Annotated in this window: 12 protein-coding genes and 1 tRNA gene; 3 read left to right on the forward strand and 10 right to left on the reverse strand. The window is 60.2% G+C overall.

The genetic code is table 11. The features are described from left to right. Positions 1–12 precede the first annotated feature (12 nt). The 6 genes from HGP16_RS00875 to HGP16_RS00900 all read right to left on the reverse strand — a co-directional run bounded on the left by HGP16_RS00875 (position 13) and on the right by HGP16_RS00900 (position 11,012). On the reverse strand, positions 13–1,215 hold the full coding sequence (locus tag HGP16_RS00875) for a vWA domain-containing protein (RefSeq protein ID WP_246703257.1): 1,203 nt from the start codon (positions 1,213–1,215) through the stop codon (positions 13–15). Between the two features lie 147 nt (positions 1,216–1,362). Further along, the gene (locus HGP16_RS00880; protein WP_168838147.1) at positions 1,363–2,241 is read right to left on the reverse strand and encodes a transglutaminase family protein; all 879 of its coding nucleotides are present in this window, start codon (positions 2,239–2,241) and stop codon (positions 1,363–1,365) included. 4 nt (positions 2,242–2,245) lie between these two features. After that, positions 2,246–4,663 carry a circularly permuted type 2 ATP-grasp protein gene (locus HGP16_RS00885; RefSeq protein ID WP_168838148.1) on the reverse strand — a complete coding sequence of 806 codons (2,418 nt, stop codon included), beginning with the start codon at positions 4,661–4,663 and terminating at the stop codon, positions 2,246–2,248. A gap of 13 nt (positions 4,664–4,676) precedes the next feature. After that, entirely contained in the window at positions 4,677–7,997 is a 3,321-nt protein-coding gene (locus HGP16_RS00890; RefSeq protein ID WP_168838149.1) for a DUF2126 domain-containing protein, read from the reverse strand. Between the two features lie 182 nt (positions 7,998–8,179). After that, complete coding sequence (locus HGP16_RS00895; protein ID WP_168838150.1) at positions 8,180–9,607, reverse strand: mannose-1-phosphate guanylyltransferase/mannose-6-phosphate isomerase; 1,428 nt, start codon at positions 9,605–9,607, stop codon at positions 8,180–8,182. 292 nt (positions 9,608–9,899) lie between these two features. Further along, positions 9,900–11,012, reverse strand: coding sequence for a DUF475 domain-containing protein (locus tag HGP16_RS00900; RefSeq protein ID WP_168838151.1), 1,113 nt, complete (start codon positions 11,010–11,012; stop codon positions 9,900–9,902). Positions 11,013–11,431: 419 nt separating this feature from the next. Here HGP16_RS00900 and HGP16_RS00905 point away from each other — a divergent pair, with 419 nt between their 5' ends. Then, positions 11,432–11,683, forward strand: coding sequence for a hypothetical protein (locus tag HGP16_RS00905; RefSeq protein WP_168838152.1), 252 nt, complete (start codon positions 11,432–11,434; stop codon positions 11,681–11,683). Between the two features lie 47 nt (positions 11,684–11,730). On the opposite strand, the gene HGP16_RS00910 is transcribed toward HGP16_RS00905, so the two are convergent. Next, the gene (locus tag HGP16_RS00910; RefSeq protein WP_168838153.1) at positions 11,731–12,201 is read right to left on the reverse strand and encodes a hypothetical protein; all 471 of its coding nucleotides are present in this window, start codon (positions 12,199–12,201) and stop codon (positions 11,731–11,733) included. A 172-nt stretch (positions 12,202–12,373) separates the two neighbouring features. Then, a complete protein-coding gene (locus HGP16_RS00915; RefSeq protein ID WP_168838154.1) occupies positions 12,374–12,616 on the reverse strand; it encodes a hypothetical protein in 243 nt (80 codons plus the stop codon). Positions 12,617–12,828: 212 nt separating this feature from the next. Between HGP16_RS00915 and HGP16_RS00920 the strand changes: the two genes are divergently transcribed. Then, the gene (locus HGP16_RS00920) at positions 12,829–13,137 is read left to right on the forward strand and encodes a hypothetical protein (RefSeq protein WP_168838155.1); all 309 of its coding nucleotides are present in this window, start codon (positions 12,829–12,831) and stop codon (positions 13,135–13,137) included. A gap of 139 nt (positions 13,138–13,276) precedes the next feature. On the opposite strand, the gene HGP16_RS00925 is transcribed toward HGP16_RS00920, so the two are convergent. Both HGP16_RS00925 and cpdR1 read right to left on the reverse strand, forming a co-directional pair. Next, positions 13,277–13,351, reverse strand: a tRNA-Val gene (locus tag HGP16_RS00925). Positions 13,352–13,435: 84 nt separating this feature from the next. After that, on the reverse strand, positions 13,436–13,798 hold the full coding sequence (gene cpdR1, locus HGP16_RS00930; protein WP_004117561.1) for a response regulator CpdR1: 363 nt from the start codon (positions 13,796–13,798) through the stop codon (positions 13,436–13,438). A gap of 273 nt (positions 13,799–14,071) precedes the next feature. Here cpdR1 and HGP16_RS00935 point away from each other — a divergent pair, with 273 nt between their 5' ends. Beyond that, positions 14,072–14,971, forward strand: a complete 900-nt coding sequence (locus HGP16_RS00935; protein WP_246703256.1) for an N-formylglutamate amidohydrolase — start codon at positions 14,072–14,074, stop codon at positions 14,969–14,971. Positions 14,972–15,037 lie beyond the last annotated feature (66 nt).

The following is a 15,037-nucleotide window of genomic DNA, read 5'->3' on the forward strand; positions in this document are numbered from 1 at the left end:
GGAGAGGCGCGATCACTTGGTCAGGAGCGTCATCTGCTTGGCTGCCTGGGCGCCGATGGTTTTGAAGGCGGCAACCAGATCGGACATTTGCTGCGCGTCGAAATAGTTGGATGGGCTCGAGGCACAGGCGGCGAGCAGGGTCTGTCCGCGTGTCGGAGCCATGAAGGCGACGGTGTAGATCTGCACGCCAGCGTCTTTTGCGGTTTTGCACGTATTCAGCGTTTTTTGATCGGAACTTGCGTCGTTGTTTTCGCCGTCTGTCATCAAAACGATATATTTCTGAAAAGTCTTATTGCCGTTGTTGCTTTGTGCAGTTGCCTCGGCAGTAGCGGTAACACTGTTATAGGCCTTTTTCATCGGGACGTTCGATTCGGTGCCCCCTTCGGCGTTCAGTCCGCTCACCACATTGGTACGGGTCGTTTTCGTTCCCCAATCGAGATTGCTGAAGCTGTCGACCTGGCTGCTCCAGGCAATGGCTGCTGTGCGAACATATTGTGACTGGGGATCGGCAGCGTCCAACTGATCGAGAAGATTGCCAACTGCTGTCTTTAGCGCATCTATTTTCTTGATGTAGCAAGGGCTTATCGGATTTGGATACTGATACAGACGGTTGCCGTTGGTATAATATTGCGTGCAGCTGGTTTTTGTCTTGTCGATGACATTCGTGTTCAGCAGCATCGATCCGGACTTATCGAGTGCAATTTCCATCGACAGGGCGGTTTTCTGAACGGCCGTTCCGCTCGTGCTTGAACTCGACGACGAAATTGTCATCGATGTCATGCCGAGCAGGCGGCTCATGCTGTTGACCGGCATGCCGTAGGAAGCGTCGACCGTAACAGTATAGCTCGTGCCGCCGGATGAATTGCTGCTCGATGTTACGGTGGTTAATGTTCCTGACTTCAACGCATTCGCCGTCGTGGCATCTCCCGGTAGGTAGTTCGACATCTGGCCGAGGACGAAATTGTTGGCGAGATCCTTGGCTGATGTCGTGGTCGCGCTGCCATCGGCAATCGCTGTCGCCGCCGCAAGCGCGGCGGAGTCCGTTGCTTCCTGAAGCTCGCTGTGTGACAGCGACATGTTGGTGATGTCTACCGCCATGCCACCCGCCGCTACCAGTACGGGTATCGAAATCGCCGTCAGGATGCCGAAATTTCCAGCTCTATCGCGTAGAAGTTGTTTTAATGCGCAAAGTAAATCAGAGCTGGCAACCATCATGTCCGCCTATCGAAAAAGTTGAGTCCTCAAGAACGGCGGAACTATCAAATACAGATATTAGTTGAACGTTTAAGCGGCAGGTTGATTTTTAACAAATTGCCTAATCTGGCGCGATTTGCTTCAGATTTTTACTACGTTAAGTATATTCTATTTTAGTGGAATGACATCTACTGCCTGAACGGCCTTCTGGCTGCCATAGCCTTTGAGCACCCCGATGACGGGTGCGACATCGGAATAATCGCGGCCATAAGCGACGACGATATGATCGGTGCCGGCGGGAATATTGTTGGTCGGATCAAGCTCGATCCAGCCTGCCGTCTCCCCGCACCAGACGCGCACCCAGGCGTGCATCGCATCGGCGCCCTCGAGCCGTTCCTTGCCGGGCGGCGGGATGGTGCGCAGAAAGCCGCTGACATAGCCGGCGGGGATGCCGAGGCTGCGAAGCGCAATGATCATCACATGCGAGAAATCCTGGCAGACGCCGCGCCGGAGACGGAAGGCCTCTTTCGGCGTGGTGTCGACCGTCGTCGCCTTCGCGTCGTAGGTGAAATCCTTGTGTATCTGGGCACAGACCGCATGAGCGATCTGCAGGGTCGTCAGATTGGTCGACCGCCACTGCCTGCTGTAATCGGTGATTTCACCCGTTTCCGGTAGACGCGGGCTGCTGCCGAGGAAATGGTGGGGCGAGGAAGGATCAACCGACCAGCAATCGTCGATTTCCTCGGGCAATTTGGCGAGCAGGGGCGAAAAATCCACGGCGACGGGCTGGCTTTCCACCTGCACACGCGCCTGCATGCGGATGTCGAGCCTTTCATGCGGATCGCGCACCAGGATCGAGGTTGCCGGATGCTGGAAGAAATCCGTGAAGTTCGATTGCTCGTCCGGGCCTGGAGTTATTTTCACCGAGCCGGCGATCAGCCGCTGCCGATGGGGCAGGGATAGCGGCATGACGCGCAATATGTGCCGGGCACCGCTTGCCGGCACGTCGTATATGTAGCCCATGTGAAGCGAGAGGTCGTAGAGCATCACGTCATCCGAGATAGGTGCGTGCCAGCAGGTCGGAAAGCCGTTCCAATTCGCGCGCTAGCTGCTGATAGACTTCGACGGTCATCGTTTCGGGCGTCATCACGGCGAGACCCGAATGCAGTCGCATGGCCTCCCGATAGAAGGGCGACATCTGGCCGTTGACGAAGGCATTCGGCAGCTGTTCCACTTCGCGATGGATCTCGTTCATCTGAAAGAGGATCGAGCGCGGATTGAGGGGGTCGAGCGCCAGGAGATCGGTCACCGTCAGGCGGGCGGTATTGACGTTGTAACGACGGCGGTGGGTCATGACGCTATCGCCGATTTCGAGCAGCATGTCGAGCGCTCCATCGGGCGCATCGGGGCCGGACAAATGGCCGAGCAGCCGTGTCATATGCAGGCCGCGCTCGATGTAGCGGCCGAGCGACAGAAAGCGCCAGCCGGTGAAGCGATACATGTTTTCGTGCACGAGGCCGGCGAAACCCGCAAGCTTGCGCAACAGGATCGTCATGGCATGGCTGGCGTCATCGCCATGCTTCACTCTTTCCTTGAAGCGGCGCGCGGTCTTGGCGAGGTCGTTCAGCGCGAGCCAGCCGTCCGGGGAAAACCGGTCGCGGATGTTGCTGGCTGAGTAGACGGCGCTGTCTATGTTCAGCAGCAGGCTTTCGGGCACCGCCTCCTCAGTGTCGATGTCGATGGCGGCGAGATAGGCGCTGACGTCGGCAAGCAGCGGCTGCTTCGGATCCGCCGCCTCGGCGAAACGGCCGTGCCAGGCGCGCAGGATGCGCAAGGCGCCTTCGGCGCGCTCGATATAGCGGCCAAGCCAGAAGAGATTGTCGGCGGCACGGCTCGGCAGGCTGCCCGGCATGTTGCGGGTAAAGGTTTCTTCGGCCGGCAGCAGCGTATGCGCTTCGACCGGCTTGTCGGAGACGATCCAGACATCGGCGGCCGAACCGCCCGCCTGCATGGCGATGGCCGCAACGTCATCGCCGCTGCCGATGCGGGCAAAGCCGCCGGGCATGATCTGCCAGCCGCTTTCCGTGCGGGCGGCGAAGACGCGCAGGCTCATCGGCCGCGGCGTCAGCCTGCCGTTGACCCAGGCCGGCGTGGTCGAAAGCGTGACGACCTCCTGGCCGACCAGCTTGTGACCTTCGGTCGCCAGCCAGTCCGCGATCGAATCGCGGGCGGTGCTGCGCAAAGTCGAGCCCAGCACGGACTGGCCGTTGTCATCGAAGAAGGGCATGCAGGAATAGGCCGGGCCTATGACCATCTTCTCGATATCGGCGGCGACATGCTCGCGCTCGGTCTTCTGGCCGCACCACCAGGTGGCGATCGACGGCAGCTTCAATTCCTCGCCGCGCAGATGCCGACAGATGGTCGGCATGAAGGCGAGCAGGGCGCGTGTTTCGAGGACGCCGGAGCCGAGCGCATTAACGATGGTCACCGTCTGCGCCCGCAAGGCTTCGATCATGCCCGGCGTGCCGATATGAGAGTGCTGGTTGAGCTCCAGGGGATCGGCATAGGCGGCATCGAGGCGGCGCCAGAGCACGCTGATCGGCCGCAGCCCCGCGACGGTGCGCACCATCAGCTGATCGTTGACGACGGTGATGTCCTCGCCCTCGAGCAGCATGAAGCCGAGATAGCGGGCGATGTAGGCGTGTTCGTAATAGGTCTCGTTGGCAGGTCCCGGCGTCAGGACGGCGACGCGACCCTCGGCGCGGCGCTTGCCGCCAAGCAGGGCATCCCGAAAAGCGCCGAAGAAGGAGGCGAGGCGGTGGACCTTGGTTTCCGCATAGATATCGGAGAAGGCACGGGTGGTTGCGACGCGGGTTTCCAACGCAAAGCCGGCACCTGACGGAGCCTGCGCGCGGTCGGCCAGCACCCACCAGTTACCATCAGGGCCGCGGCCGACCTCGAACGCCAGGAAATGCAGATAGTGACCGTTCGCCGGCTTGACGCCGACGAGCGGACGCAGGAATTCCGAATTGGCCGCGATCAAGGCCGGCGGCAGCAGGCCTTCGCTGACCAGCCGGCCGTCGCCATAGATGTCGGCTATGACCTCTTCGAGCAGATCGGCGCGCTGGCGCAGCCCTTCCGAAAGCACTTGCCACTCGCGCTCATCGATGAGCACGGGAATATGAGATATCGGCCAGCCGCGTTCGCTGACACCCGCCGCCCCGTAGGCGCGATAGAAAACGCCCGCATCGCGCAGATAGCGGTCGGCGCGGGCGAAGCGCTCCGTCAGCTCCTGTTCCGACATGCGCGACAGCGCCGACAGGAGGTTCTGCCAGACCGGGCGGACAGCGCCTTTGTTGTCGACCATTTCGTCGGCGACGCCGGGCAAGGGACGATAGGCAAAGGCCGGATCCTTGCCGGTTCCGGTCTTTACTTCGTCCCGCCGTTCCGTCGCCGGTTTTCTAGCCATGCACAGTTCCGTCTCAAATTCCTGCAGGCCGCCTGAGGTCGAGCGTCAGCGGGAATTCCACCGACGCAGTCTCCGGTCTCAAGGCGTAGCCACCCGCTGTATGCCCCCAAGGTTCGAAACGCGCAAGTCGTCGCGCCTCAGCCTCGTTGCCGTTGACGGGGAATGTGTCGTAGTTCCGGCCGCCCGGGTGAGCAACATGGTAGATGCAGCCGCCGATCGAACGCCCCGACCACGTGTCGTAGATATCGAAGGTCAGCGGCGTATCGATAGGCAGGACCGGATGCAGACCGGAGGCGGGATGCCATGCCTTATAGCGCACGCCGGCAACCGAAACGCCTGAAGTTCCCGTCGGCGTCAGCGGCACGGGACGGCCGTTGCAGGTCACGGTATAGCGCGATGGATTGGAGGTTTCGAACCGAAGCTGCAGGCGTTCGACCGACGAATCGACGTAACGCACGGTGCCGCCGACCGCACCCTCTTCGCCGAGCACATGCCATGGCTCCAGCGCCTGGCGCAGCTCCAGCTTGTTGCCTTCATATTCGACTTCCCCGCAGAAGGGGAACCGGAATTCAAGTTGTGCCTGGAACCATTCCGGCCGCAGGTCGAAACCGTTTTCGCGGAGATCGGCGAGAACGTCGAGGAAATCCTGCCAGACATAGTGCGGCAGCATGAAGCGATCATGCAGCATCGTGCCCCAGCGCACGAATCGGCCATCGATCGGGTTGCGCCAGAAGCGGGCGATCAGCGCGCGCACCAGCAATTGCTGGGCAAGGCTCATGCGGGCATTCGGCGGCATTTCGAAACCGCGGAATTCGACGAGGCCGAGGCGTCCCGTCGGGCCATCCGGCGAGAATAGCTTGTCGATGCAGATTTCCGAGCGGTGGGTGTTGCCGCTGGAATCGGTCAGAAGGTTGCGGAACAGGCGATCCACAAGCCAGGGCAGAGGCGGGTTGCCACGGCCGGGCGCGGGCACCTGGGCTATCGCGATTTCCAGCTCGTAAAGGCTGTCGTGGCGCGCCTCGTCGATGCGGGGTGCCTGGCTGGTAGGGCCGATGAACAGGCCGGAAAAGAGATAGGATAGGGAAGGGTGGCGCTGCCAGTGCAGCACCAGGCTCTTCAGCAGGTCGGGACGGCGCAGGAAGGGGCTGTCGTTCGGATTGGCCCCGCCGACGACGACATGGTTGCCGCCGCCGGTGCCGGTGTGACGGCCGTCGATCAGGAACTTGTCGGTGCCGAGACGCGTTTGCCGCGCCTCTTCGTAAACCGCCGTGGTAATGTCAACGCATTCCTGCCAGTTCGATGCGGGATGGACGTTGACCTCGATCACGCCGGGATCGGGTGCGACGCGGATGACGTTGATGCGCTCGTCCTGCGGCGGCGAATAGCCCTCGATATGCACCGGTAGTCCAAGCTCCGCCGCTGCATTTTCCGCTGCAGCCAAAAGTTCGAGATACTGCTCGATCCCTTCGGTCGGCGGCATGAAGACACAGAGCCGGCCATCGCGCGGCTCGACCGAGATGGCCGTGCGCACCACGCCACGGATATCGCCAAGCGTCTGTTCTACGCGTGATTGCGCGCCTTCATCGGCCTGGAACGAGGCTTCCGGCATGGCGCGGCCGGCGGGCACGATGACTTCAGGCAATGGCGTACGCGGAATGGAGGGATCGACGGTATGGATATAGGGATACCGCGACGGGGGTACATAGGGCAGGGTGCCGAGCGGCAGACGGTAGCCGATCGGCGAGTCTCCCGGCATCAGGTAAATCTTGCCGCGGCGCGTACTCCATTTTTCACTGACCCAGCGCGTGCCCGAGGCTCGTGCATTCCAGGCCTGCACGGGAAGGACATAGCCGGTCGCCGTTGTCAGGCCACGCTCGAAGACGCGGGCAATGCGGCTGCGTTCCTCCGGGTCCTTCAGCTTCGAATTGGACGGGTCGACATTTTCCGGCAGGCTGCCTTCCTTGATGATCCATTCGGCCGGGTCTTCGTAGGCCGGCAGCACCATGTCGGGCTCGATCGCCAGCTCCTTGGCAATTGCGCTCAGAAGCTTTCCGGCATCGTCCGCACTTGCGCCGGTCTTGACGGTCTCCTGCGCAATCAAGGCGGGGTTCTGCCAGACGGGCTTGCCGTCCTTGCGCCAGTAAAGCGAGAAGGTCCAGCGCGGCAGGCTTTCGCCCGGATACCATTTGCCCTGACCATAATGCAGGAAGCCGCCAGGCGCGAAGCGCTCGCGCAGGCGGCGGATCAGCTGATCGGCCATGTCGCGCTTGGTCGGGCCGACCGCGGCGGTGTTCCATTCTTCCGACTGAAAGTCGTCGATCGAGATGAAGGTCGGCTCCCCGCCCATGGTCAGGCGTACGTCGTTGGCTTGCAGGACACGATCGACCTCCTCGCCGAGCGCGTTCAGCGCATCCCAGCTTTCGTCGGAGAAGGGCTTGGTGATGCGCGGGTGTTCGGCGACACGGGCCACCTTCATATCGAAATCGAATTCGGTCCTCGCCTCACCGAAATAGCCGCCCGAGATCGGCGCGGCATTGCGGTAATGCGGCGTGGCCGCAAGCGGAATGTGGCTCTCGCCGGTCAGAAGTCCGGAGGTCGGATCGAGGCCGACCCAGCCGGCGCCGGGAAGGTAGACTTCGGCCCAGGCATGCAGATCGGTGAAATCGACCTCGGTGCCAGAGGGGCCGTCGAGCGCTTTCAGATCCGGCGTAAGCTGGATGAGATAGCCGGAGACGAAGCGGGCGGCGAGGCCAAGGTGACGCAGCACCTGTGCCAGCAGCCAGCTGGTGTCGCGGCAGGACCCCCTGGCTTTTTCCAGAGTCTCCTCAGGCGCCTGCACGCCGGCTTCCATGCGAATGACATAGCCGATCTCCCGCTGCAGCCGTGCATTGAGGCCGACGATCATGTCGACGGTCTTTTGTTCCGAGCGGTCGAGTGTGGCGAGGAAGGCTTTCAGCCGGGGACCAGGCTCCTCCGGCGTCATATAGATCGACAAATCCTCGCGGATGGTCTCGGGATAGTCGAAGGGCCATTTGGTCGCTTCCTCTTCGACGAAAAAGTCGAAGGGATTGTAGACCGTCATATCGGCGACGAGATCGACTTCGATCTTCAGCTCGGTCACCGGATCGGGAAAGACGAAGCGGGCGAGATAATTGCCGTAGGGATCCTGTTGCAGGTTCACGAAATGATTTGACGGCGTGACCTTCAGCGAGTGGCTCAGCACGCGCGTCTTGGAATGCGAGGCGGGTTTCAGACGGATGATCTGGGGGCCGAGGCGAACCGGATTGTCGTATTTATAATGGGTGAGATGATAGATGCTTGCCTTGATCGCCATATGTCTCTTCGCCTAGCCCGCATCGTTGTGCGGTGATTGCTGTTCCCACAGACAGTGTGTGCAATGCAGCGAAAGAAAGCAAGGCGTCTGTCGGCGCTTCGGAAACTCCTACCGTATAACGCCAAAACAAAAACGGCGGGTTTTCGCCCGCCGTTCTGAAATCCCTGTTTTGCTGCTTGCGATCAGCTTCGGCCGAACTCGTCGACGAGGCGGATGATGTCGTCCTCGCCGAGATAGGAGCCGGTCTGCACTTCGATGAGCTCCAGCAGGATCTTGCCCGGGTTCGACAGGCGATGCACTTCGCCGAGCGGGATATAGATCGACTCGTTTTCGCGCAGCATCTGCACATTTTCGCCGACGGTTACTTCGGCCGTGCCCTTGACGACGATCCAGTGCTCGGAGCGGTGGTGATGCTTCTGCAGCGACAGCTTCTTGCCGGGAAGGACGAAGATGCGCTTGACCTGGAAGCGCTCGCCGTTCAGCACCGACGTATAGCCGCCCCACGGGCGATAGGAGGTCGGATGCGTCTCGGTGAGCTTGGCCGTCTTCTTTTCGCTTGCGAGCAGCTTGACGAGCTTGCCGACTTCCTGGCTGTCCTTGAGATGGCCGACATAGACGGCGTCCTCGCTGGCGATGACGGCGACGTCTTCAAGACCCTGTACGGCCACATGAAGGCTGTGCGTCATCACGAGCGAATTCTTCGTGTTGACCAGTGTCGTGGCGCCGGCGGAGACGTTGCCGCTTTCATCGCGATTGCCGACTTTCCAGACGGCGTCCCAGCTGCCGAGGTCGGACCAGGTGAAGGGCGAGGGGACGACGGCGGCGTTTGCCGTCTTTTCCATCAGCGCGTAGTCGATGGAAATATTGGGGCTCTTGGAGAAGGCGTCGGCATCCAGACGGGTGAAATCGAGGTCGCGGGTCGCCTTGGAAACGGCCTTGCTGGCGGTCTTCTCGACGTCGGACGCATATTCCTTCATTTCGTCCAGAAGCTGAGCGGCCGAGAACATGAACATGCCGGAGTTCCAGTAGAAGCTGCCGCTTGCCACCATCTCCTCAGCCTTGTCCAGCGCTGGCTTTTCGACGAAGCGCTTGACGGCATGGGCGCCGGTCGAAAGCGCCTTGCCGCTTTCGATATAGCCATAGCCGGTGGCCGGTTCCGTCGGCTTGATGCCAAAGGTGACGAGCTTGCCCTGAAGGGCTGTGTCGCGCGCCTGGCGCACGCAATCATAATAGGTCGCGTTGGCGTCGATCTCATAGTCGGAGCCGAGGACGTGCATGATCGCGTCCTTGCCGAAAAGCTCGGTGACGAGCGCAGCGGCGGCCGCAACGGCGGCAGCGGTATTGCGGGCGACCGGCTCCAGCAGCACGGCGGCCAGTTTCAGGTCGAGCTCGCGGGCCTGTTCCGCAACGAGGAAGCGGAATTCCTCGTTGGTCAGGACAATCGGCGCTTCGTAGAGCTCGGCATCGGCAACGCGCTCCAGCGTGTTCTGAAACAGCGTCCTGTCGCCGATGAACTGGATAAATTGCTTCGGGGCGGATGCGCGCGATAGCGGCCATAGCCGCGTACCCTTGCCGCCTGCCATAATCACCGGAACGATCTTTGCTGCCATACTCTGCCTCTCCTAGACACTTCATTCGAGAGCCGGCCGTCAAGAAGCGCAACCGCTGCGCTTTCCGCCATGCTCCTTCGACAACGTCAATCGCCATTGCGATATTTTTCGGCAAAACGCTAGCGCTAATATGTCAGCAGCGTAAACATTCGGCGATCTCGGCTCGGAAACTCTACGGAAAATCCGTTCAAGGCGCTGTCCTGAGTGAAAAGGTGGAGGCCGTCGTGAAACGGTCTCCGCCATCGATGCATCACGACTCGCCCGCAGGCGGCGGCCTTCAGTGCGTTACTGTCTATGCTTCCGCCCTATCGTGCTGTTCTTCGTGCTGTTTGTCGGGCACTGGCACATGGTGAAGGCCGGTGCGCCTGTTGTAGCGGATGGACGACCAGAGCGAGATGCCGATCAGGGCCGCGCCGCCGAGGCCGGTGACGACTTCCGGAATGTGTATCAGCGTCTGCACATACATGATCACGGAGAGGATCAGGATGGCGTAGAAGGCGCCGTGCTCGAGGTAGCGGTAATGGGCGAGCGTGCCCTTTTCCACCAGCATGATCGTCATGGAGCGGACATACATGGCGCCGATGCCGAGGCCGATGGCGATGATGAACAGGTTCTGCGTCAAGGCGAATGCGCCGATGACGCCGTCGAAGGAGAAGCTGGCATCGAGGATTTCGAGATAGAGAAATGCGCCGAAACCGCCCCTTGCGGCAGCGCTCATCGTCTTTTGTGAAGCGTCCAGGAAACCGGCCAGGACTTCCACCAGGAGAAAGGTCAGGAGACCATAGATGGAGGCATGCAGGAAGGTCGTCGAATCGTCGCTGTCCAGCAAGGAACTGAAGATGAGGACGAGAATCAGCACGAAGGCGATTTCAACACCCTTGACAGTGGCGAAATGCGCCATGCGCTTCTCTATGAAGCCGATCCAGTGCACATCCTTTTCGTGATTGAAGAAATAGGTCAGGCCGACCATCATCAGGAATGTGCCGCCGAAGGCGGCGATCGGCAGATGCGCATTCTGCATGATCTGCGCATATTGCTCAGGCCTGGTGGCGGCGAGCTTTAGCGCCTCCCACGGATCGATCCATGCGGCGATCGCGACGATTGCCAGCGGAAAGACGATGCGCATGCCGAAGACGGCGATGATGATGCCCCATGTCAGGAAGCGATGCTGCCAGACCGGCGTCATCTCCTTCAGCTTGTTGGCATTGACGATGGCATTGTCGAAGGAGAGCGAAATTTCCAATACGGCGAGGACCGCGCAGATGAAGAAAGCCGTGGCGAGGCCGCCCATCGTGCCGGTGGTGTTCCAGCCCAGGAAGGCGCCGAGAGCAAGGCCGCCGACGGTGACGACGAAGGCCCAGCCGAAATAGCCGAGCACGGATTTGGAGGTGGCGGGCGGCGTCATGGGCGCACCTTGCCACAAATGGAGTGACGATTTCCGGATGGGGCGAGCAGCCGTATGCCGAAGACGGCATGCGGGCGAGGCATGGTCGAGCTGTTCATGAAAAGAAGTCCGCCGGCTCATCTGCAGGCGGTACCGACATCGCGAGAGCGCCGTGAAAACTCTCGCCAGAGGGGCCCGGCACCAAAGTTCAATCCGTCGCCGATGTCAGGAAGGCGCGGAGATAGTCAATATCTAGTGAAGTCGCGACACAGGTCAAGAGTTGAATTAGGACATGCCCACGTTGCTCCCAATAATTGCGAATTTGGGAACCAAACGGAAAAGGCTGCGTTTGGCCCTCAGGCATGTTTGCGCCGCCCGCCAAGCGGATCCCTCAGGCGGATCTGTTACCTTCAAAACAGCCATCGATAGGAGAAGCTCCCATGAGCCCCGATCCCATTCACCGCAACGGACAATCGCAGAAGCCTGAATTGACGGAGCGGCAGAAGAAGGCGCGGCCGAACGCGCTTCGCCAGGCCCAGGTCCTGCCGCCACATCAGGTAGACCTGACGCTGCATCCCGTGACCCATGAGGATGTGCACGTGCCCGCCCATGTCAACGGCGCGGACCTCTCGCGCGAAGCGCCGGCCGACGCCAACCATGGTCACAAACGGAAGAGCGGCCCGCAGCATTAGCCGGGCCGCGCCCGCTGCGGCAAAATGCTTATTTATTTGTGCCGGGTTTATTTGTGCTGGGGCGCCTTGCCGTCGGAGGTGAAGTTGCCGTTGAAGCTCATCTCCGTCGATTTTGCCGAGCATTGGATGGCAACCGGCTTGCCCGCATAAGGATTGGCAAAGGTGCAGGTGCCCTTTGCTTCGACCTGGCCGGATATTTTGCTGCCGGCCCCCGTCGAGATGACATCGATCGGCAGCTGCGCGGTTCCCTTCTCGTTGCCGGGCTTGATGCTCTTGCCGTTGCCCTGGAAGCCCAGCATCTTGCCGCCTGACGTGAAGATGAAGGTCACCGAGCCGTCGGGACCCGTCACGCTGGCGACCTCAGCCTTGCACCCCTTGGAGGCATCGAGCTTGCCGACCATGAGTTTGGAACATTTTCCACTGACGACGGTGACGCCTTGCGACGGAAAATTTTCCACGGCGCCGGCCGACGTGGCGGCCAAGACGGTCAATCCAAAAGCAATGCCTGCGAATCGCATAAGAAGGGCTCCTTTCAAGCCCACGCAGGTTCGCCGATCAAAATGTGGCAGTCAACCCAAGGCGCGGCGCAAGCCCCAGGCGACCGGCGTCGATCCCATTGCTCATCGCGCTTTAGGCTGGTGAGCAGAGCACCTCGCTATCGCAAAACGACCGCTTAGGGTTGTGAGGATCTCAGTGTGGGGCTGCTTCCTGAACGAGCGAGCCGATCAGCTGCAGCAAGGCATTCTGGCGGTTGCCGCCGCCAGCCAGGAATTCGTAGAGGGTCATGGTTTTCTCGCTGCCGCCGTCGACGACGTAATCCGCCTGGCGAATGACGTAGACCTCGCCGCTGTCGGTGTCGCGGGCGAGATGGAACATGTATTCGTCGCCATTGGCCTTGTGGTTCTTGTAGAACTGCCGCTTCATCACCGTCATCTCATCCTCCCGTATGATCGATGCGCTGATATGACAGTAGGATGACGGCGCGGCCGGAAGTCAAGCGGCTTCTCGCGGGAACTTGTGTCGCAGGCTGGGTGCAATTCGCAATCGTCACGAACATCAGCATGTGATTGGCTATCTTCCAAAAGACTACTATTCTCGACCTGCGCTCGAATTTTCGAGACGTAGCAAGTTGGAGATCGAAGCACATGAGAATGATGTTAGCGCTGGGAGCGATTTTGAGCCTGGCATGCGTCTCCGCAGGTGAGGCGCCTTCAAACTATCAGACCTATCACGGCATTCGCGCCGACAGCGATCCGGTGGTGCTGGCAAAATACGACAGGGCTCTCAATCGCTGCGAACCCGAGGCCTATTCGTGGTACCGCGGCTCGCCGGATCCGAACAGCACGCTTTATTGGCTGGCACTGAGAGCCTGCCTCTACCGTCAGGGCTTTATCGATCGCGGCGCCTACGCATACCCGACGACGGCGGTCTTCCGGCATTTTCTGGATCGCTGACCGTCCTCCGTTCGCCTTGGCTCCCGGCGAACTCTTTGGCCGATCCGCTCCAAGGCAAACTTGAAATTCAGCAGATCGTCGCAAAACTAAAAAGGCCTTTCGATTTCTCGAAAGGCCTTTGCTTTTCAGCGAATTAGGATGGTGGGCGTGACAGGGATTGAACCTGTGACCCCTACGATGTCAACGTAGTGCTCTCCCGCTGAGCTACACGCCCATCCGATGGCGGCGCATAGATCACAAAACCTCAGTGGCCGTCAATAGGCTTTTTTTCGGTTTTGTGACGTAGCCGCCGAAAGCCTTACGCGGCAAGGAGTTTGTTGACTTCGTCGACGAGTTCGCGGAGGTGGAAAGGCTTGGAAAGGACCTTGGCATCCTTCGGCGCCTTCGAATCGGGGTTCAGCGCGACGGCGGCAAAGCCGGTGATGAACATCACTTTCAGGTCCGGATCGAGTTCGGTGGCGCGGCGCGCCAGCTCGATGCCGTCCATCTCGGGCATGACGATGTCAGTCAAAAGCAGCGAGAACGGCTCTTCGCGCAGCCGATCGTAAGCACTGGCTCCATTGTCAAAGGACAAGACCTTGTAGCCGGCTTTTTCGAGTGCCTTCACGAGAAAGCGACGCATGTCGTTGTCGTCTTCGGCAAGAAGTATCTTCTGGGTCATCATCTCTATCGCTAATCAACTTTGTCTTGTTGGACTTGTCCAGCTTTTAGGTTAGCGCCACGCCGTAAACAAGCCGTGAATAGTCGGCCAAAACGCGCCAATCCTGCTTTTGTTCAAAGCATAGCTTCGTTCTGCGAAAACGTCTCGCGTTTCCGCTGGCCGAGCATCCGGAAATTTCGAATACGGCACTTTGGATTAAGGCCATTTCGCTCAAGTTACTATGGACTTGCAGTCATGCAACTGGCAACATGACTACCGCGACAAGTTGTTGACATGGTAAAGACGTTGATGTCCGCGGAAATGCGTAGTTTCGAGATTTTCGAGGTATTGGAGCCCGCCTCCCAGACGATACCGTTTGTCTACAGCTCGCCTCATAGCGGTCGCATCTATCCCCCCGATTTCATCGCCCAGTCCCGCCTGCAGGGCATCGCCATCCGCCGCTCGGAAGATCATTACGTCGACGAGCTTTTTTCGGCGGCGAGCTCCCTCGGCGCGCCGCTGCTGCTTGCCAATTTTCCGCGCGCCTATATCGATGTCAATCGCGAGCCCTATGAGCTCGATCCGCGCATGTTCGATGGCGCCTTGCCGCCTTACGCGAACATCAATTCCCTGCGGGTTGCCGGCGGGCTCGGTACGATCCCCCGGATCGTCGCCGAAAACATGGAAATCTATGCGCGGCGCGTGCCGGTCGAGGATGCGCTGAAGCGCATCGACACGATCTATAAGCCCTATCATGCGACGCTTCGGCGGCTGATTGCGCGCACCCATGTCAAATTCGGCTTCGGCGTGCTGGTCGATTGCCATTCCATGCCGGGCAATATCCGGATCGCCGGCAGCAACATGCGCCCGGATTTCATCCTCGGCGACCGTTACGGCACGAGTGCTTCGGCGGAGCTTTCGCGCGCCGCCATGCAGATCCTCGAGGAGCTCGGCTTCAACGCCGTGCGCAACAAGCCCTATGCCGGCGGCTTCATCACCGAACATTACGGCCGTCCCTCGCGCGGGCTGCATGCCCTGCAGATCGAAGTCAATCGTTCGCTCTATGTCGACGAGACGACACTGGAAAAGCGCGCGGATTTCAACGAGGTTGCCACCGCCATTACGCTTTTCATGAAGCGCATGGCCGAGCATGTGGAATCCTACACGGGCGATCCGGCGCTGGCAGCGGAATAAAGCAAAGCCCCTTCGCCCCGCAAAGGCGGGGAGAAGGTGGGGCGGAGACATTGAGCAGGGCGAAAT

Source organism: Rhizobium sp. P40RR-XXII (assembly GCF_012641405.1).
Lineage (GTDB): Bacteria > Pseudomonadota > Alphaproteobacteria > Rhizobiales > Rhizobiaceae > Rhizobium.

Coding starts and splice junctions, on each gene's coding strand:
- HGP16_RS00920 (WP_168838155.1), top strand. CDS start 12,829: ATGAGAATGATGTTAGCGCTGGGAGCGATTTTGAGCCTGGCATGCGTC.
- HGP16_RS00910 (WP_168838153.1), bottom strand. CDS start 12,201: ATGCGATTCGCAGGCATTGCTTTTGGATTGACCGTCTTGGCCGCCACG.
- HGP16_RS00895 (WP_168838150.1), bottom strand. CDS start 9,607: ATGGCAGCAAAGATCGTTCCGGTGATTATGGCAGGCGGCAAGGGTACG.
- HGP16_RS00900 (WP_168838151.1), bottom strand. CDS start 11,012: ATGACGCCGCCCGCCACCTCCAAATCCGTGCTCGGCTATTTCGGCTGG.
- cpdR1 (WP_004117561.1), bottom strand. CDS start 13,798: ATGACCCAGAAGATACTTCTTGCCGAAGACGACAACGACATGCGTCGC.
- HGP16_RS00880 (WP_168838147.1), bottom strand. CDS start 2,241: ATGCTCTACGACCTCTCGCTTCACATGGGCTACATATACGACGTGCCG.
- HGP16_RS00935 (WP_246703256.1), top strand. CDS start 14,072: ATGGTAAAGACGTTGATGTCCGCGGAAATGCGTAGTTTCGAGATTTTC.
- HGP16_RS00885 (WP_168838148.1), bottom strand. CDS start 4,663: ATGGCTAGAAAACCGGCGACGGAACGGCGGGACGAAGTAAAGACCGGA.
- HGP16_RS00875 (WP_246703257.1), bottom strand. CDS start 1,215: ATGATGGTTGCCAGCTCTGATTTACTTTGCGCATTAAAACAACTTCTA.
- HGP16_RS00890 (WP_168838149.1), bottom strand. CDS start 7,997: ATGGCGATCAAGGCAAGCATCTATCATCTCACCCATTATAAATACGAC.
- HGP16_RS00905 (WP_168838152.1), top strand. CDS start 11,432: ATGAGCCCCGATCCCATTCACCGCAACGGACAATCGCAGAAGCCTGAA.
- HGP16_RS00915 (WP_168838154.1), bottom strand. CDS start 12,616: ATGACGGTGATGAAGCGGCAGTTCTACAAGAACCACAAGGCCAATGGC.